Source organism: Cupriavidus sp. HY129 (genome assembly GCF_059492215.1).
Window position 1 is genome coordinate 2,078,752 of the sequence record NZ_CP083254.1, and the last position, 17,923, is coordinate 2,096,674.

The window sequence follows — 17,923 nt, forward strand, 5'->3', positions numbered from 1 at the left end:
GGGCCCTGCGCCGCTCGCACCGTCTCGCCGATCGGGCGGTTAGTGCAATGGCAACAGGATACGGAAGTCGGTACAGCCCGGCTTGCTCTCGCATTCGATCAAGCCCTCGTGTTGCTGCACGAAGGTTTGAGCGAGTGTGAGACCGAGCCCGCTACCGCCATCCCTGCCCGAAACCAACGGATAGAAGATGCGCTCGCGAATGTCCTCGGGGATTCCCGGGCCGTTGTCAATCACATGCAAATCCAATGCCAGCTTGAAAAGCCGCTTGGCGATCGTGACCTGCCGGGCCACCCGGGTCCGCAGGATGATCTGCGCATCGCCGCGCGCAATACGCTCGTGCAGCGCCTGGGCGGCGTTATGGACGATGTTCAGCACGGCCTGGATCAGTTGCTCCATGTCGCCGCGCAATTCGGGCAGGCTGGCATCGTAGTCGCGCACGATTTCCAGCCCGTTAGGAAACTCGGCCAGCACCACCGAGCGCACTCGCTCCAGCACCTCGTGGATATTGAGGTCCGAGACGATGTGCGGATGACGATGCGGCTCCAGCAGGCGGTCCACCAGCGTCTGCAGGCGGTCCGACTCCTTGATGATGACCTGCGTGTACTCCCGGAGTGCACGCTCGGGCAACTCGAATTCGAGCAACTGGGCCGCGCCGCGAATCCCGCCCAGCGGGTTCTTGATCTCGTGAGCCAGATTGCGGATCAGTTCCTTGTTCGCCGAGGTCAGGTCAAGAATGCGCTCCTCGCGGTCACTGCGCACCTTCTGCTCGTTAAGCAGCACCTCGACCACTGCTGTGTTCGGGTAGCCTTCCACGCCACCGATTACCACGTGCGCGTGCATCGGTTCCTGCAATGGCGGCCGCAGGACCAGATCCTGCCTGCGCACGTCCACCTGCCGGGCCATCACCGTCTCGAACATGCTGTCGAGCTCTTCCGACGCCCCGAAAAGGTCCGGCAGGGACAGTTCCACCATGGCCTTGCGCGACACGGCAAAGCTGGCCTCCGCCGCCGGGTTCGCGTAAATCACCCGCAGGCCCGGCTGGCGCACCAGCAGCACAGGGTTGGCCACTACATCCAGGCCCGGATGCAGGGCCGCGCCGCCCAACGGCAGGATGTCCGCATCACGATCGGCCGGCTCGCCGGCGTCCGGCTTGCGGTCTGTTCCAGCTACCTTGCGGGACACTTCTCGAATCAGGCGGCGCATTCAACTCAATCCTTCAGGCCGGAAAGCTCCCGGCGCAGCGATGCCACGTTGGCTTCGCTGCGGGTGATGTCGTCACGAAGCCGCGCGACACGATCCAGGTACTTCTGATAATTGCGCTCGCCGCCCTGACGCTCCGGCTCGCCGTTGTTGTACTCGGCACGCAGACCGGCCAACCTGGCCTCCTCAGTTTGCAGTTCGGTTTCCAGCACTGTGCGGCGCTCGCTGTCACGGCTCTTTTGCGTAGCGCTATCCACGCGCGGGAAGCTGGTCGGCGACGTGGACGCCACCGACTTGCCACCCGAAGACGCGCCGCCAGCACGCGAGCCGGGTACGGTGACCACATCCGGCAGGTTCAGCCGCTTGCAGTCCTTGCTGTTGCCAGGATTGCCATTGCGGTACTCGGGCACGCCATCGGCGCCCTTGCACATGTACACGTCGGACGACTGCGCGGCGGCAGGCCGGGCCCATGGCAACGCCATGGCCGCGACCATCACCAAAATGGGGAAGCCCACACGCATCTGGTGCGGCAACGCACCGCTGGCATTGCTGAAGACCCTGCTCGAGATCGCTTCCATGAACATCGACATGTAGGTTAGGAAAAGAGCCCCATTCTAGCGATCAACGTGGCCTCAAAACAAAAAGGGACAGCCGAAGCCGCCCCTTCCTGGTGCAACTGTTGCCCGGCCACAACCCGGCAACTCACTCGGCTTACAGCGAGTAGTACATGTCGAACTCGATCGGGTGAGTCGTCATGCGGAAACGCGTGACTTCTTCCATTTTCAGTTCGATATAGGCGTCGAGCATCGAGTTCGAGAACACACCACCGCGGGTCAGGAACTCACGGTCGTTGTCCAGGTACTCCAGGGCCTGATCCAGGCTCGAGCAGACGGTCGGGATCTTCGCGTCTTCTTCGGGCGGCAGATCGTACAGGTTCTTGTCGGCAGCTTCGCCCGGGTGGATCTTGTTCATCACGCCATCCAGACCGGCCATCATCAGTGCCGAGAAGCCCAGGTACGGGTTCATCAGCGGATCCGGGAAGCGCGTTTCGATGCGGCGACCCTTCGGGTTGGCCACGTACGGAATACGGATCGAAGCCGAACGGTTGCGAGCCGAGTAGGCCAGCTTCACCGGTGCTTCGAAGCCCGGCACCAGACGCTTGTACGAGTTCGTACCCGGGTTGGTGATGGCGTTCAGCGCGCGAGCGTGCTTGATGATGCCGCCGATGTAGTACAGCGCGAATTCCGACAGGCCGGCGTAGCCGTTGCCCGCGAACAGGTTCTGACCGTCCTTCCAGATCGACTGGTGAACGTGCATGCCCGAACCGTTATCGCCCACGATCGGCTTCGGCATGAACGTGGCGGTCTTGCCGTAGGTGTGCGCGACGTTCTGGATCACGTACTTCTGCAGTTGGGTCCAGTCGGCGCGTTGCACCAGCGTGCTGAAGCGCGTGCCAATTTCGTTCTGGCCCTGGCCAGCCACTTCGTGGTGGTGCACTTCAACGGGGATGCCCAGCGATTCCAGAATCAGGCACATTTCCGAACGCATGTCCTGGAACGTGTCGATCGGGGCAACCGGGAAATAGCCGCCCTTCTTGCCCGGACGGTGACCGCTGTTGCCGTGCTCGAATTCCTTGCCCGACGACCACGGTGCTTCTTCCGACTGGATCTTCACCGAGCAGCCTTGCATGTCGATGTTCCAGGTCACGCCGTCGAAGATGAAGAACTCGGGTTCCGGACCGAAGAAGGCGGTGTCGCCCAGGCCGGTGCTCTTCAGGTAGGCTTCAGCGCGCTTGGCGATCGAGCGCGGATCGCGGTCGTAGCCCTTGCCGTCCGACGGCTCGATCACGTCGCAGCTCAGCACCAGCGTCGGCTCTTCGTAGAACGGGTCAATGTAGGCGGTACCCGAATCCGGCATGAGCAGCATGTCGGAGGCTTCGATACCCTTCCAGCCTGCGATGGACGAACCATCAAAGGCGTGGCCGCTCTCGAACTTGTCTTCGTCGAAGTGCGACACCGGCACCGAGACGTGCTGTTCTTTGCCCTTGGTATCCGTGAAACGGAAATCGACGAACTTCACGTCGTTTTCGTTCACGAGCTTCATCACATCTGCAACGCTCTGCGCCATGCCTATCTCCTGGAAATTCGGGCTGAAACTGGGAAAGTGGGTAAGCCAAAGTTGGTGCGGTCATCTGTCTGGACCGCCCCAAAAGGGACGTCGAATGTTAGCAGAAAGCGTGCCAGCCGAAGCCACCTTTCCGCCTGCCAGACTCCCGACTTCCCGAAAAACGTGCACTGGCTTGGATTGGCGCGCACCGGAGCGAAAACATCGGATTGCATGCAATCCAGCCGGCCAACCTGATGCCACGGCGAAGTGCACTGCCCGCGCACGCCGCTCACCCCAATCAAACACCATAACGGTGCGCAATCCAAGGTTTTGCACCGTTTATGTGCTCACCTCGAAATTAGGCACCATATGGGTGCAATCGCATAGCACCACCACCGCGCCTTGCTTGGACATTTTTCGGGTCTGCCACAATGGCCGCGCTAGAATAACGCCGATTCAGCCGGCTTCCCAGTGCCGCGTTGGCCTTGTTGCCCCTGCTCAGGCCAGCCCCCGCTTTCCCTCCATTCTTATTGACTCCGTCACAAAAGATGACTACCCGAGACGAACTCCTCCAGGCCGCCCAGACGCGCAAGCAGCAAGGCGAACTCTCCTATTTCGGCGCCCTCACGCCGCAAGAGGCCTATGCGCTGCTGCAGGCCGAGCCGAAGGCCGTACTGGTCGACGTGCGCACGCAGGCAGAACTGGATTGGGTGGGCGGCGTGGATCTGCCCGACGAGCAGTTCGCCCATATCGAATGGATGTCGTATCCCGGCGGCGCCCAGAACGCCAACTTTGTGGCTGAACTGAAGGCCCGGGTACCGGCCGACGCGCCGGTGCTGTTCCTGTGCCGCAGCGCCGCCCGCTCGAAACACGCGGCGCGCGTGGCGACGGAAAACGGTTACCTGCTGGCGATGGATGTACTCGAAGGCTTCGAAGGCAACCGCGACGACCACCATCACCGCAAGACGGTGGAGGGCTGGTGCGTGCGCGGCCTGCCGTGGCATGGCGCCTGAGCAGCGCCACGAATCATTGATACGCCGCTTACTGCTCGACGATCTCGAAGCCCATCGTCCGGACCCCGTCGAGCAGCATCGCGTAAGCCGGCCCGACCATGTCGGCCGGGCCCTTCACACCGAGGTCGATATGGCGCCGCACGAATTTGTCACCGCGCGCGGCATCCCCGACTGATGGCAGGCTGAACACGCGAATACCGGCGAACGACGCCTCCACCTGCTCCATCAACGGCGTCAGCGTCGATTCGGGCGCCTCGAACACGTAGAACGCGCGCGACACCTCGGTATCCTGATGGAACAGGTGCGCGTACCGGTTGTCCAGCACCCACTCCATCATCGGCCACGCCATGACCGGGAAGCCCGGCATGAAATGGTGATCGGCCACCGAGAAACCCGGAATGCGGTTGTAGCTGTTCGGAATGATCCGGGCACCGACCGGGAACTCCCCCATCTTGAAACGATGCTGGTTCTCTGGCTGGTTCAGATCCGCCTTGACCGGATCGCCATTGGCCGTTTCCGCAATACGCAATGCGATCAGTTCGCGCGCCTCGGGGTGCAAGGCCAGATCCACGCCCAGCGCCGCGGCCACGCATTGGCGCGTGTGGTCGTCAGGCGTGGCGCCGATGCCACCCGTGCAGAAGACGATATCCGCGCCCGCCAGCGTGCGGCGTAGCGTGGCCGTGATGCGCTCGCGGTCATCCCCGATGTACTCGGCCCAGTCCAGCGCCAGCCCGCGCGCGCCAAGCAGCTCGATGGCACGGCGCATGTGCTTGTCCTCGCGCCGACCGGAGAGAATCTCGTCGCCGATGACAATCAAACCAAAACCCATGATGCGCTCGCTCAGAATTGTTTTCAGGAAGGCTCGATGCGGCGCACATCAGAGGGCGCCAGCTCGATCACGTCGGTAGCCGGGGGCGGTGGCGGCGCGGCGGCCGCGCGCTCCGCACGCAGATCCCCCAGCGCGCGCAGGCAGAAGTGGCCGAACCACAGTGCCGAGAAAATGAAGATCAGCACGTAGAGCCACAGCGTGCCGGCCAGCACCAGCGGGAACAGGAAGATGATGACAGCGGACCAGACCCACAGCAACGTCGGCGCGGACCCGAGCAAGCCAACCGCCACACCGATCATCAGCAGCGGCACCCGATGGCGCTTCATGAGCGTCTTGCGTTCTTCGGCCGTGGCATGTTCCGCCAGTGCGTCGTAGGTCATCACCCGGTACGTCAGCCAGCCCCACAATACCGGCGGAATCAGCGCGAAGAACGGCGGAATCAGCCATAACGGCAGCGTGATGAGGATCAGCAACAGGAAGATCAGCGTGCTGCCGAGCGTCTGGAAGACGCTGCCAACGATGCTGCCCCCATGAGACTTGGCCAGATCCGGATAGCTGCGTTCGAGCTGCCTGACCACCACCGGCACCGAGAACAAGCTGATGAAGATCAGCATCGACGCAATGACCAGCGGGATCGCCAGGGTCAGCACGAAGAGCGGCGCCACCACGCTGCGCAGCGACTGCAGACCGAGCCAGTCGAGCATCGAGTAGATCCAGCTCGTGAACACCGAGCCTTCGAGGATGGCGCGGGCCGTCCCCATGATTGGTTCCCAGCCCCACCAGATCAGGCCGCCCCAGAGGACGGTAGCGAGAACGAATGGCACGATGGTCAGCATCAGCATCCGTGGATGCATCTGACTGACCAGTGCGCGGCCAAACGAGCGGAAGATATCGTTCATGCGGCAAAGAGGTGAAAGAAGCCCTCGGAGCCTAGCACAGCCCGGCGGTCGTGTTTCCGGAAACCCTCGGAAATGCGCGCGAAGTGGCGCTGGAGCCGAGCAGAAAGAAACCTACCCCAGGCGAAGCAACCGCTTGATGCCAAGCCATTGCTGCGACAGGAAGCCATCGCCGTAGCTACGCGCACGCCCGGCAGGTGGCGGCATCTGGTCGCGGATGCCGGTCGGATGATAGGCGTCGGTGAAGTCCGCAGTGCCAAAGAGCATGTCCCACCAAGGGAAGATCACGCCATAGTTGCACCCGCCGAGCCGTGCGGGCTTGTCCGCCGTGGCGCGTTTTTCATGGCCGAGCCCCACCGCGTGGTGCGTGCGATGGAAGCGCGGCGAAATCAGCAGGCGCTCGCCCAACCAGCCGAAGTGCAGGCGCAGATTGGCGTGCTGCAGGCTCTGCAGCAGTTGCGACAGCGCCACAAGCAGGACGTACTGCGACGGCTCGACCCCCACCGCCAGCGCAACGGCCGCGAAAACGAAATCGCGCAGGATATCGTCGAGCAGATGATTGCGGTTGTCGCTCCAGAGCGTCATTTGGCGCTGGCTGTGGTGCACCGCGTGCAGGCTCCACCACCAGCGGTACGTATGCGACAGCCGGTGATACCAGTAGTCGAGCAGGTCGAAAAGCGCCAGATAGAGGAAAAAGCTGATCAGCGGGATCGACGTCACGCCGGGCCACCAGTCCTCGACGTTGACACGCTGCCATCCCAGCAGTCGCAGATGGCCTTCGATGCCATCCATCAACGGTGCCAGCAGGAAAAACATCACCAGCCGGAACAGCCCCAGGCGATGGATGAGCGTATAGAGGATATCGGTGCGGATGGCCGCGCGGTCGGTCACGGCCTCAACGGGCCGCAGTCTCTCGAGCGGACCGAGGATCAGCACCATCACGGCGATCTGGACCAACCCGACCAGCAGCCATTCCGTGCCGGTGAACGCGTCTTCGGCATAGCCACCGAAGCCGAGGTTATAAACCACGGGCAACACCACGTTCTGAAAGACCGTGGCTTCGATCTGGCCCACCCACAGGTTAAGCCAGTTGGCGAGCGCGTCCCACATTACCGTTTCGCTCCCGATACAGACGATGTTTGAGGTTGTTCCCCCGCCTGCTCCACTCGCACCGGACCACGCTGGGCAATCCAGTGCTTGTACTGCGGATGCTCGCGCAGCGTGGCGAAGCAAAAGCCCTTCTGCTCGAGCCCGCTGATCAGCGGCTCCAGCACGCCCGGCGCCCAGGGGTCCTTGCGCGACCAGATACCCAGGTGGGCCATCGTGATGTCGCCATCGCGCAGATCGCGCAGCGCGCGTTCGAGCAACACCTGGTTAGGGTAGCGCTCGGAAGACAGTTCGTCGCCGAGAAAACCGGCCGGCGCCCAGCCCACGTGCTTGAAGCCGCATTGCTCGGCCCATGCCAGCGTCTTCGGTGACGTATGGCCACCCGGAGCGCGCCACAGCGGCACCATCGGCTGACCGGTCATCGACTGGAAGGCCTGCGCGCTCCGGCGCAGTTCCGTGCAGAACGATTCCTCGGTCATCGCCACGTCCTTGCCTCCCTGCGCCCCGAACTGCGGCCGCATGACGACCTTGCCGCCCTCGCCACCCTTCGCGCTGCGAAGGTAGACATGGTCGAACGTGTGGGTGCCAAAGGCATGACCGTCGGCAGCCAGCGATTTCCAGTAAGCCGCCCAGGTTGGATCCAGCGAATTGTCGTGGTTGACCGTGGGCTCGTTGGCCAGGAAGAACGTCGCGCGGATATGGTGCTTGCGCAACGTGCGAGCGATCAGTTCCGCCTGGCTCATGCTGCCAGTGTCAAACGTCAGATAGAGCGTGCCGGCTCGGCAGGCTCCGGGGCTGGCGTCGGCCGCCAGAGCAAGCGAGGCGCTCGCCAGCAACCCCGCCGCAGCTACCCCGATCCGGATCATCCAGTTGCGCATGGCGCTGACCTTCTTAATAGAGCGGCGCGCGCGTGCGGAAGTAGATGCCATGCGGCGATTTGCCGACACGGATCGTCTTGATCATCTTGCGGCTGGCCACATCGATCAGGCCAACCGAGCGCGCCCAGCGGAACGTCACCCAGAGCGTCTTGCCATCGGCAGTCAGTTCCATGTCGTCCGGGCCCGGCAGCAGACCCGTTATCTCGCCGACCTTCGACAGCGTCTGCTGGTCGATGATGCTTATCGAGCCAGACACCCGGTTGCTCAGGAACAGGTGCCGCTTGTCGCCCACGGCGCGGAAGTTGTGCGCGCCCTTGCCGGTCTGGATCTGCTTGACCACTGTCCGGGTACGCCAGTCGATCACGGCGACGTAGTCAGCCCCCGTCATGCCCACCAGCAAGTACTTCTGGTCTGGCGTGACCCAGATACCGGCCGGCGCGGAGCCAGCCTCCATGGTCCAGAGCACGGTCAGCGTGGTCAGATCGATCGCGGCGATCTGGTTCGAATCCTGCAGCGTGATGAATGCAATCTTGCTGTCGGCCGTGAACGCGATATGGCTCGGCGTCTTGGCCAGCGGGAACTGCTTGGCGATCTTGAGCTGGCGGCCATCCCAACGATAGACGTCGACCCGGTCCAGCCGGTTGCCGGTGGCGATGAACCACTTCTGGTCGGGCGAGAAGCCGATCTGGTATGGGTCGTCGATGTTCGGCACGCGCTGCTGCACCTTGCCGGTCACCGGGTCGAGGAAGACGAGATCGTTGCCAACCGCATTGGCGACGATCAGCGATTTGTCGTCGGGGGTGGCGATCAGGTGATGGGGTTCCTTCCCGATCGGGAACGTCTCCAACACCTTCTGCGTGTCCTTGTCGATCAAAGTAACGCTTGCGTCACCTGAATTCAGGATTACTACAACTTCCGCGCGGGCGGGTGCGGACACCAATGCCAATGCCAGGGTGCCGACCGAAACAGCGCCAGCCACAACACGACGCAATGCGAGCATAAGACCGTTAAATCATGACGAATCGCGCATTCTAACGTTTCAATCGACCAGTACGATGACGTGAATCATCAAACTTGAGGGCATATCACAATTAGATACAAATAATCTGGACAGCCCCCTCCTGGACACCGGCCTATCGCTGCATGGACTCCCAGACTTTCTGAAGCCGCTTGACCGACATTGGCTGTGGCGTGCGCAGTTCCTGCGCGAACAAGGCCACCCGCAATTCCTCAAGCATCCAGCGGAATTCGTCGAGGCGGGCATCAGCAGCGCCCCGGCCCTGCGACCGTAGTTGCTTCTCCGCACGCTGCCACTGTTGCACCAGCGGGGTCATTTCCTGGATGCGCTGGCTGTCACGGGCCGGATCGCCCTTGAGCTTGTCCACCCGCATCACCATGCCCTTCAGGTAGCGCGGAAAGTGCGTCAGCTGGACATATGGCGTATCGATCACGAAAGACTTCGTCATCAAGCGTGCCAGTTGGCCTTCCAGATCCTGATAGGCCGAGCCGAACGGCTTGGCCTGGAGCAGCTTGCGCGGCAGCCCCGCAAACTCGGCGAGGATCGTGCCCACCAGCCGCGCGATTTCCTGGGCCAGCAGCGACAGCCGCGCCCGCCCTTCTTCCTTGCGGGTATTGAACTCGGCTTCGTTGCGCGGCAGGGGCGCCTGCAGGCAGGCGCGTTCCAGCGCCATCATGACGATCTGGTTACGCAACTCCTCCTGCGTGCCCAGCGTCATGTACTGCATCGCCATCTGCTGCAGGTTCGGAATGTTCTTCTCGATGAACTTGACCTGCTCGCGCAGTTGCAGTGCGAACAACCGGCGCAGCCCGGCATGGTGGATACGCGCGGCCTCCTGCGGATCGTCGAAGACTTCCACATCGCAGTGATCGCCGTGGTCAACCAGCGCCGGATAGCCAAACAGCGTCTGGTTGCCCTTGCGGATCTCAAGCAGTTCGGGCAACTCGCCGAACGACCACGAGGTCAGGTTCTCGAATTGACCGGCTTCCGCCGCAGGCACATCGCGCGCGGCAATGTTCTGGAACGACTGCTGCGCCTGACCGCCGAACTCCGCACGCAACTGGGCCAGGTTGCGGCCCATGTCCAGCTGGCGGCCGTGCTCGTCGATCACCTTGAAATTCATCGCGTGGTGGGCAGGCAGCGTCTCGAGCTTGAAGTCCGCACGCTTGATCATCGTGCCGGTCTGCTCGCGGACGTCGGCGATCAGCACATCGAGCAGATCTCCCTCCCCGAACGGCTGGCGGTCGACAAACCCAGCCGCGTAGTCGGGCAGCGGCACGCAGTGGCGGCGCAGCTTCTGTGGCAGCGATTTCAGCAGCAGATGCACCTTCTCCTTGATCATGCCCGGCACGAGCCACTCGGTGCGCTCGGGTCGTACCTGGTTGAGCGCGTACAGCGGCACCGTCAGCGTCACGCCATCGCGATGGCTGCCAGGTTCGAAGTGGTACGTCAGCGCCATGTCGATCCCGGCGATCGACAGGATCTTCGGGAACAGGTCCGTCGTGATACCTGCCGCTTCGTGCCGCATCAACTCGTCGCGATTCAGGTACAGGAGTTTGCGATCCTTCGCGGACTCCGCCTGATACCACTTCTCGAACGCCACCTGATTGTGGATGTCGGCGGGAATCGCGCGATCGTAAAACGCGAAAATGAGCGCGTCGTCCACCAGCACGTCCTGACGGCGCGACTTGTGCTCCAGGTTCTCGATCTCGCGCACCAGACGCTGGTTATGGGCGAAGAACGGCAGCCGTGTGTCGAACTCGCCTTCCACCAGTGCGTGGCGGATGAACAGCTCGCGTGCCTCGGCCGGGTTCATCGGCCCAAAGTGCACCCGACGATGCTGGTACACGGGCAAGCCGTACAGCGTGCCGCGCTCGAGCGCCAGCACTTGCCCGGCCTTCTTCTCCCAGTGCGGCTCGCTCCAGCTCACCTTGAGCAGATGGCTGCCTACCTGCTCGACCCATTCCGGCTCGACGCGGGCCAGCGTGCGCGCGTACAGGCGACTGGTTTCCACCAATTCGGCCGCGATGATCCAGCGCCCCACCTTGCGCGCGATGAGCGAGCCCGGCCAGAGGTGGAACTTGATGCCGCGCGCCCCCAGGTACTCGCGCCCCTTGCCGTCGGACTCGTCCAGCTTCAGGCCAACGTTGCCGAGCAGGCCGGTCAGCAGCGCCTTGTGCACCTGCTCGAAGGTCGGCTCGCTCTCGTTCAGGCGCCAGCCCTGCTCCGTTACCGTGGTCAGCAGTTGCGAATGCACGTCGCGCCATTCACGCAGGCGCACATGCGACAGGAAGTTGGCGCGGCACTGCTCCTGCAACTGCCGGTTGGTCTTCTTGTGCGCGACGGCTTCTTCGAACCACTTCCACAGCTTGACCCAGCCCAGAAACTCGGACTTCTCGTCCATGAACTTGCGATGTGCCTGGTCGGCGGCCTCCTGGGCCTCCTGCGGGCGGTCTCGCGGGTCCTGCACGGACAACGCGCTGGCGATGATCAGCACCTCGCGCAGACATTGCTGGTCGCGCGCGGCCAGGATCATCCGCGCCACGCGCGGGTCGAGCGGCAGCTTGGACAACTGGCGGCCAACGCCGGTGAGCTGGTTGGCCTCGTCGAACGCGCCCAGTTCCTGCAGCAACTGGTAGCCGTCGGCGATGGCACGGCCCAGCGGCGGCTCGATAAACGGGAACGCCTCGATATCGGTCAGGCGCAGCGCTTTCATGCGCAGGATGACCGCTGCCAGCGACGAGCGCAGGATTTCCGGATCGGTGAAGCGCACGCGGCCCAGGAAATCACTTTCCTCGTACAGGCGGATGCAGACACCGTTCGCCACCCGGCCACATCGGCCGGCACGCTGGTTGGCTGCCGCCTGCGAGATCGATTCGATCTGGAGTTGCTCGACCTTGTTGCGGTACGAATAGCGCTTGACGCGCGCCAGCCCCGTATCCACCACGTAGCGGATGCCAGGCACCGTCAGCGACGTCTCCGCCACGTTGGTGGCCAGCACGATGCGCCGCGCGTTCGACGGTTTGAACACCCGTTCCTGCTCCTGCACGGACAGCCGCGCAAACAGCGGCAGGATTTCCGTATGCGGCGGATGATGCTTGCGCAGCGCCTCGGCGGCCTCGCGGATCTCCCGCTCGCCCGGCAGGAACACCAGCACGTCGCCGGGCCCGACCCGGCAGAGTTCGTCCACGGCGTCAACGATGCCGTCGTACAGATCGCGCTCCCGGGCCTTCTCGGTACGCGGGGCGCCGTCGGCCGGCGCATCCGCCTGGATCGGCCGGTAGCGCACCTCTACCGGATAGAGTCGGCCACTGACCTCGATCACGGGCGCCGGCTTGCCGTTGCGCGCGAAATGCTCGGCAAAGCGCTTGGCGTCGATGGTTGCCGACGTGATGATCACCTTCAGATCCGGCCGCTTCGGCAAGATCTGGCGCAGGTAGCCGATCAGGAAGTCGATGTTGAGGCTGCGCTCGTGCGCCTCGTCGATGATGATCGTGTCGTAGGCGCGCAGCAGCGGATCATTCTGCGTCTCGGCCAGCAGGATGCCGTCGGTCATCAGCTTGACCGATGCACCGGCCGACATCGTGTCGTTGAACCGGACCTGATAGCCGACCGTCTCGCCCAGCGGCGTGCCCAGTTCCTGCGCGACGCGCTTGGCCGTGGAGGTTGCCGCGATTCGGCGCGGCTGGGTGTGGCCGATCAGCCCGCCGCCGGGCTTGCCCTCGCGTGCCGGGCCCCGCCCGATCGACAACGCGATCTTCGGCAGCTGCGTGGTCTTGCCCGAGCCGGTTTCGCCGGAAACGATGATGACCTGGTTGGCCTGCAGTGCCCGGGCGATCTCTTCGCGCCGTGCCGAGACGGGCAAGGCCTCCGGAAACGTAATTTCCGGTATCGGATTGGCAAGCCGTGCCGGCTGGGGCGCACGGGGTTGGCGAGGCCCGCCGGGCGGGCGAGGCGCGCGCGCGGCGGCCTCCGCCGGCCGCTTGGCGGGATTCGGAGGAACCGGGGAAGTCTTGGCCTCGGCGGGCCGGGACGGAACAGGTTTGGCGGGGCGTTGTGCTGACATTGGCCGGGATTATAATCCGCCGCATGAACGCCAGAACCGACTCCCCGCAGCAGGACCCCGATCCTGCCTCCGCCCCGCTCCCGCTGCCCGTAAAGGCCGCGCCCGACACCCAGAAGCCGCCCGTCGCCACGGAGCTTGCCGAGCCCGCCGGCCCGGACCAGCAGCAGTTCGTCGACTGGCTGCGATCGGTCGCGCCCTATATCCATGCCTTCCGGGGCAAGACCTTCGTGATCGCCTTCAGCGGCGAACTGGTCAAGGCCGGGGTGCTCAACGGACTGGTCAACGACGTGGCGCTGCTGCACGCGATGGGCATGCAGATTGTGCTGGTGTTCGGGTCCCGACCGCAGGTGGAAGAACAGCTCGCGCTGCGCAATGTCCAGTCGCAGTACGCGGAAGGCATCCGAATCACCGACAACGCCGCGCTGGAATGCGCCAAGGAAGCCGCCGGCGAACTGCGCCTCGACATCGAGGCCGCGTTCAGCCAGGGGCTGCCCAACACGCCGATGGCTGGCGCCCAGCTTTCCGTGGTGTCGGGCAACTTCATCACCGCGCGCCCGGTGGGCATCGTCAATGGCGTGGACTATCAGCACACCGGTCTGGTCCGCAAGATCGACGGCGACTCGATGCGCATGTCGCTATCGCACGGCAAGGTGGTGCTGCTGTCGCCGCTCGGCTTCTCGCCGACCGGCCAGGCATTCAACCTGTCGATGGAGGACGTGGCCAGCGCCACGGCCAGCGCGCTCAAGGCGGACAAGCTGATCTTCATCACCGAGGTACCCGGCGTGCCCGACCAGGTGGGCAAGCTGATGAAGGAAATGTCGCTGCGCACCGCCGTGGAACGGCTCCAGAACAACCATCTGCCGCCCGACGTCGCGTACTACCTCCAGCATCTGGTCAAGGCGCTCAAGGGCGGCGTGCCGCGCGCGCACCTGATCCCGTTCTCGCTGGACGGTTCGGTACTGCTGGAGCTGTTCCTGCACGACGGCGTGGGCACCATGCTGTCCGACAGCGATCTGGAAAGCCTGCGTGAAGCCACGCTCGACGACGTCGGCGGCATTCTGCAGCTCATCGCCCCGCTCGAGGCCGATGGCACGCTGGTTCCCCGCGGCCGCCATCTGCTCGAGCGCGACATCGACAAGTTCTCGGTGATCGAGCACGACGGCGTGCTGTTCGGCTGCGCCGCGCTCTATGAATTCCCGCGCGAGAACATGGGCGAGATGGCCTGCCTTACCGTATCGCAGGAAGCCCAGGGCACCGGCGACGGCGAACGGCTGCTCAAGCGGATCGAGCGCCGCGCCCGCGCGCTGGGCCTGGAACGCCTATTCGTGCTCACCACGCGCACCGAACACTGGTTCCTCAAGCGGGGGTTCGTCCACGCCACGGTCGACGATCTGCCCGAAGACAAGCGCAAGCTCTACAACTGGCAGCGCAAGTCGATGGTCCTGATGAAGAAGCTCTGACGCCGCAGTAACAACAAGGTCGGCAGGGGCATGGGCGGATACTCCCGCCCGGCCGGCCAGCTTGGCTACAATAGCGGCCAAACGAACAAGGAGTCCCTCATGGCCCGCACGGTCCATTGCATCAAGCTGAACAAGGAAGCCGAAGGCCTCGACTTCCCCCCGCTGCCGGGCGATCTCGGCAAGAAGATCTGGCAAAACGTGTCCAAGGAAGCCTGGGCCGGCTGGCTCAAGCATCAGACCATGCTGATCAACGAGAACCGCCTGAACATGGCCGACCCGCGGGCGCGCCAGTACCTGATCAAGCAGACCGAGAAGTACTTCTTCGGCGACGGCGCCGACCAGGCCGCAGGCTACGTGCCCCCGCCGGCGGCTTAAGCACTGCCGCTCGCTCCTTTCCCGCCTGCGGGAGGGGAGCCGGGGGAAACGGCCGCCACGTCGAATCCCGCTTTGCCGGGATTCACCGGCCGCACGGTCCGGAATTGGCCGACTCCCCCATCACTTCCCGCCGTCCATATGCCGATCGGACTAGTCCGTCCCGCATAGCCTCTCCCCCACCTACCTCTACGCCCGGCGAATAGTCGGCAAATCGCCACAGGCCTAATCTGGCGTCACTCCCCAAAGTGACTTCGGAACCCGGCCATGGCCACCCCAAACCTCCCCTCCAGCAAGCCAGAACCCGTCCCTTCCGGTGCTTGGACGACGCTCTGGTCCAGCACTTTCGCCTTCACGATCTGTTTCGCCGTCTGGATGCTGTTTGCCGTGCTCGGCATTCCGCTCAAGAAGGAACTCGGCCTGAATGACACCGAGTTCGGCCTGCTGGCAGCCACGCCGGTGCTGAGCGGCTCCCTGATCCGCGTGCCGCTCGGCATCTGGACGGACCGCTACGGCGGCCGCGTCGTGTTCTTCGTGCTGATGCTGCTGACGGTGATCCCCATCTGGCTGATCTCGTACGCGCATACGCTGTGGCAACTGCTGGTGCTCGGGCTGTTCGTCGGCCTGGCGGGCGGCTCGTTCTCGGTGGGCACGCCGTATGTCGCCCGCTGGTTCCCGCGCTCGCGCCAGGGCCTGGCCATGGGCATCTTCGGTGCCGGCAACTCGGGCGCCGCCTTGACCAAGTTCGTCGCGCCCGCTCTGATTCTGGCCGCCGGCACCTGGGAAATCGTGCCGAAGGTGTACTCGGTGGCGATGCTGATCACCGCCATCGTGTTCTGGCTGTTCTCGCGCAGCAATCCCGCGCACCGCGTTTCGTCGGCCACCAGCTGGCGTGCGCAACTTGCCGTCATGCGTGATCCGCGTGTCTGGCGCTATTCGCAGTACTACTCGGTCGTGTTCGGCGGCTACGTTGGCCTCTCGCTGTGGATGACCAAGTACTACATCGGTGAGTACGGCTTCGACATGAAGACGGCCGCGTTCCTCGCTGCCTGCTTCTCGCTGCCAGGTGGCGTGCTCCGAGCAATCGGCGGCTGGATCTCGGACCGCTACGGCGCGCACCGCACCACGTGGTGGGTCATGTGGGTCAGCTGGGTCACGTTCTTCCTGCTCAGCTACCCGAGGAGCGACTTCACGATCCACACCGCCAACGGCCCGGAGAGCTTCCATATCGCGCTCTCGCCGACGGTGTTCACCATCCTGATGTTCGTGGTCGGTATCGCGTTCGCGGTCGGCAAGGCTTCTGTCTTCAAGTTCATCTCGAACGATTTCACACACAACATCGGCGCGGTCTCCGGCGTAGTCGGTCTGGCCGGCGGCCTCGGTGGCTTCATCCTCCCGATCCTGTTCGGCGCACTGGCCGACCTGACCGGCATCCGCACCAGCTGTTTCATGCTGATGTACGGCGCGGTCTGCGTGAGTCTGGTGTGGATGCACTACAGCCAGCGCGCGGCAAACGCCAGGCCGACGCCCGAAACCCTGCAAACCGCCTGAGTTCGGTCTCCTCGCAAACCAACCTAACTGCATATCATGTCAAGTTCCGTACTGACCCGCTGGGAGCCCGAGAACGTGGCCTTCTGGCGCGACCAGGGCGAGCGCATCGCCTACCGCAACCTCTGGATTTCGATCCCCGCGCTGATGCTGGCGTTCGTGATCTGGATGCTCTGGAGCGTGGTGGCGGTCAACCTCGACCGCGCCGGCTTCCAGTTCACCAAGAACCAGCTCTTCTGGCTGACCGCACTGCCCGCGCTGTCCGGCGCCACGCTGCGCATCTTTTACTCGTTCCTGGTGCCGATCTTCGGCGGCCGCCGTTTCACGGCCATCTCCACGGCGCTGCTGCTGATTCCGGCGCTGGGCATGGGCTTCGCGCTACGCGACCCGTCCACCAGCTACCCCACGCTGCTGATCCTGGCGCTGCTGTGCGGCCTGGGCGGCGCGAACTTCAGTTCGTCGATGGCCAACATCAGCTTCTTCTTCCCGAAGGAAAAGAAAGGCCTGGCCACCGGCCTGAACGCCGGCATCGGCAACCTGGGCGTCTCCGTGGTGCAGTTCGTCACGCCGCTGGTGGTTTCGGTGGCCGTGTTCGGCGCGCTCGGCGGTGAACCGCAGACCTACAAGGCGGCCGACGCCACCCAACAACTCTGGCTGCAGAACGCCGGCTTCATCTGGGTGCCGTTCATCATCGTCGCCTCGCTGGCGGCATGGTTCGGCATGCACGACATCGCCGACGCGCGCGCATCGTTCGCCGAACAGGCCGTGATCTTCACACGCAAGCACAACTGGCTGATGTGCTGGCTCTATATCGGCACGTTCGGCTCGTTCATCGGCTTCTCGGCCGGCCTGGCGCTGCTGACCAAGTCGCAGTTCCCCGGTGTCAACCCGACGGCCTACGCCTTCCTCGGACCGCTCGTTGGCGCACTGACCCGCCCGGTTGGTGGCTGGATCTCGGACAGGCTCGGCGGCGCCCGCGTCACGCTCTGGACCTTCATCGGCATGATCTTCGCAGTCGGCGCCGTGCTGGCCGCCCTGCCCGCCGATGGCGGCGCGGGCAGCTTCCCCGCCTTCCTCGGCGCGTTCATCGTGCTGTTCGCCCTGACCGGCATCGGCAACGGTTCGACGTTCCGCATGATCCCCGTGATCTTCCTGACAGAGCGCCAGCGCGCGGCCGGCAAGGACGCCGCCTCGCAGCGGCAGGCCGTGCAGGACGCCGGCAAGGAATCGGCCGCCGTGCTCGGCTTCTCGGGTGCGATCGGCGCCTACGGCGGCTTCTTCATCCCCAAGAGCTTCGGCACCTCGCTGGACCTGACTGGTTCGCCCCTTGCCGCGCTCTACTGCTTCATCGTCTTCTACGTGACCTGTGTGCTCGTGACGTGGTGGTTCTACGCCCGCCGCAACGCCGCAATGCCGTGCTGACAGAACGA

Annotated in this window: 14 protein-coding genes; 5 read left to right on the forward strand and 9 right to left on the reverse strand. The window is 64.1% G+C overall.

Annotated features, from left to right (window positions below):
- Positions 1-39 precede the first annotated feature (39 nt).
- The 3 genes from glnL to K6G35_RS09405 form a co-directional block, all read right to left on the reverse strand.
- A complete protein-coding gene (glnL, locus tag K6G35_RS09395; protein ID WP_035882344.1) occupies positions 40-1,203 on the reverse strand; it encodes a nitrogen regulation protein NR(II) in 1,164 nt (387 codons plus the stop codon).
- 5 nt (positions 1,204-1,208) lie between these two features.
- Positions 1,209-1,790: a DUF4124 domain-containing protein gene (locus K6G35_RS09400; RefSeq protein WP_286882156.1), complete on the reverse strand. Its 582-nt coding sequence runs from the start codon at positions 1,788-1,790 to the stop codon at positions 1,209-1,211.
- 121 nt (positions 1,791-1,911) lie between these two features.
- Positions 1,912-3,327, reverse strand: a complete 1,416-nt coding sequence (locus tag K6G35_RS09405) for a 3-hydroxylaminophenol mutase (RefSeq protein ID WP_008644239.1) — start codon at positions 3,325-3,327, stop codon at positions 1,912-1,914.
- A gap of 527 nt (positions 3,328-3,854) precedes the next feature.
- Between K6G35_RS09405 and K6G35_RS09410 the strand changes: the two genes are divergently transcribed.
- On the forward strand, positions 3,855-4,319 hold the full coding sequence (locus K6G35_RS09410) for a rhodanese-like domain-containing protein (protein WP_035882342.1): 465 nt from the start codon (positions 3,855-3,857) through the stop codon (positions 4,317-4,319).
- Between the two features lie 28 nt (positions 4,320-4,347).
- Here K6G35_RS09410 and K6G35_RS09415 read toward each other — a convergent pair whose 3' ends face one another.
- The 6 genes from K6G35_RS09415 to hrpA form a co-directional block, all read right to left on the reverse strand.
- Positions 4,348-5,148, reverse strand: a complete 801-nt coding sequence (locus K6G35_RS09415) for a competence/damage-inducible protein A (protein ID WP_035882341.1) — start codon at positions 5,146-5,148, stop codon at positions 4,348-4,350.
- A 23-nt stretch (positions 5,149-5,171) separates the two neighbouring features.
- Complete coding sequence (locus tag K6G35_RS09420) at positions 5,172-6,047, reverse strand: EI24 domain-containing protein (RefSeq protein ID WP_008644236.1); 876 nt, start codon at positions 6,045-6,047, stop codon at positions 5,172-5,174.
- Between the two features lie 111 nt (positions 6,048-6,158).
- Positions 6,159-7,154: a sterol desaturase family protein gene (locus K6G35_RS09425; protein WP_035882340.1), complete on the reverse strand. Its 996-nt coding sequence runs from the start codon at positions 7,152-7,154 to the stop codon at positions 6,159-6,161.
- Entirely contained in the window at positions 7,154-8,029 is an 876-nt protein-coding gene (locus K6G35_RS09430; RefSeq protein ID WP_008644234.1) for a polysaccharide deacetylase family protein, read from the reverse strand. The genes K6G35_RS09425 and K6G35_RS09430 overlap by 1 nt, the downstream gene beginning before the upstream one ends.
- A gap of 13 nt (positions 8,030-8,042) precedes the next feature.
- Positions 8,043-9,029 (reverse strand): YVTN family beta-propeller repeat protein, encoded by a 987-nt coding sequence (locus K6G35_RS09435; RefSeq protein ID WP_024570139.1) that lies wholly within the window; start codon positions 9,027-9,029, stop codon positions 8,043-8,045.
- 133 nt (positions 9,030-9,162) lie between these two features.
- Entirely contained in the window at positions 9,163-13,113 is a 3,951-nt protein-coding gene (hrpA, locus tag K6G35_RS09440; RefSeq protein WP_495675605.1) for an ATP-dependent RNA helicase HrpA, read from the reverse strand.
- Between the two features lie 23 nt (positions 13,114-13,136).
- Between hrpA and argA the strand changes: the two genes are divergently transcribed.
- The 4 genes from argA (at position 13,137) to K6G35_RS09460 (ending at position 17,915) form a co-directional block, all read left to right on the forward strand.
- Positions 13,137-14,573, forward strand: a complete 1,437-nt coding sequence (gene argA / locus K6G35_RS09445; protein WP_186425025.1) for an amino-acid N-acetyltransferase — start codon at positions 13,137-13,139, stop codon at positions 14,571-14,573.
- A gap of 99 nt (positions 14,574-14,672) precedes the next feature.
- Positions 14,673-14,948, forward strand: coding sequence for an oxidative damage protection protein (locus K6G35_RS09450; protein ID WP_008643825.1), 276 nt, complete (start codon positions 14,673-14,675; stop codon positions 14,946-14,948).
- 264 nt (positions 14,949-15,212) lie between these two features.
- A complete protein-coding gene (locus K6G35_RS09455) occupies positions 15,213-16,496 on the forward strand; it encodes an MFS transporter (protein ID WP_008643822.1) in 1,284 nt (427 codons plus the stop codon).
- Between the two features lie 36 nt (positions 16,497-16,532).
- A complete protein-coding gene (locus K6G35_RS09460) occupies positions 16,533-17,915 on the forward strand; it encodes a NarK family nitrate/nitrite MFS transporter (protein WP_495675606.1) in 1,383 nt (460 codons plus the stop codon).
- Positions 17,916-17,923 lie beyond the last annotated feature (8 nt).

Bases quoted from the DNA above. Each gene is read 5' to 3' on its own strand.
- K6G35_RS09425 (WP_035882340.1), bottom strand. From the start codon at position 7,154: ATGTGGGACGCGCTCGCCAACTGGCTTAACCTGTGGGTGGGCCAGATC.
- K6G35_RS09405 (WP_008644239.1), bottom strand. From the start codon at position 3,327: ATGGCGCAGAGCGTTGCAGATGTGATGAAGCTCGTGAACGAAAACGAC.
- argA (WP_186425025.1), top strand. From the start codon at position 13,137: ATGAACGCCAGAACCGACTCCCCGCAGCAGGACCCCGATCCTGCCTCC.
- glnL (WP_035882344.1), bottom strand. From the start codon at position 1,203: ATGCGCCGCCTGATTCGAGAAGTGTCCCGCAAGGTAGCTGGAACAGAC.
- K6G35_RS09430 (WP_008644234.1), bottom strand. From the start codon at position 8,029: ATGCGCAACTGGATGATCCGGATCGGGGTAGCTGCGGCGGGGTTGCTG.
- K6G35_RS09415 (WP_035882341.1), bottom strand. From the start codon at position 5,148: ATGGGTTTTGGTTTGATTGTCATCGGCGACGAGATTCTCTCCGGTCGG.
- K6G35_RS09450 (WP_008643825.1), top strand. From the start codon at position 14,673: ATGGCCCGCACGGTCCATTGCATCAAGCTGAACAAGGAAGCCGAAGGC.
- K6G35_RS09420 (WP_008644236.1), bottom strand. From the start codon at position 6,047: ATGAACGATATCTTCCGCTCGTTTGGCCGCGCACTGGTCAGTCAGATG.
- K6G35_RS09460 (WP_495675606.1), top strand. From the start codon at position 16,533: ATGTCAAGTTCCGTACTGACCCGCTGGGAGCCCGAGAACGTGGCCTTC.
- hrpA (WP_495675605.1), bottom strand. From the start codon at position 13,113: ATGTCAGCACAACGCCCCGCCAAACCTGTTCCGTCCCGGCCCGCCGAG.
- K6G35_RS09435 (WP_024570139.1), bottom strand. From the start codon at position 9,029: ATGCTCGCATTGCGTCGTGTTGTGGCTGGCGCTGTTTCGGTCGGCACC.
- K6G35_RS09455 (WP_008643822.1), top strand. From the start codon at position 15,213: ATGGCCACCCCAAACCTCCCCTCCAGCAAGCCAGAACCCGTCCCTTCC.
- K6G35_RS09400 (WP_286882156.1), bottom strand. From the start codon at position 1,790: ATGTCGATGTTCATGGAAGCGATCTCGAGCAGGGTCTTCAGCAATGCC.
- K6G35_RS09410 (WP_035882342.1), top strand. From the start codon at position 3,855: ATGACTACCCGAGACGAACTCCTCCAGGCCGCCCAGACGCGCAAGCAG.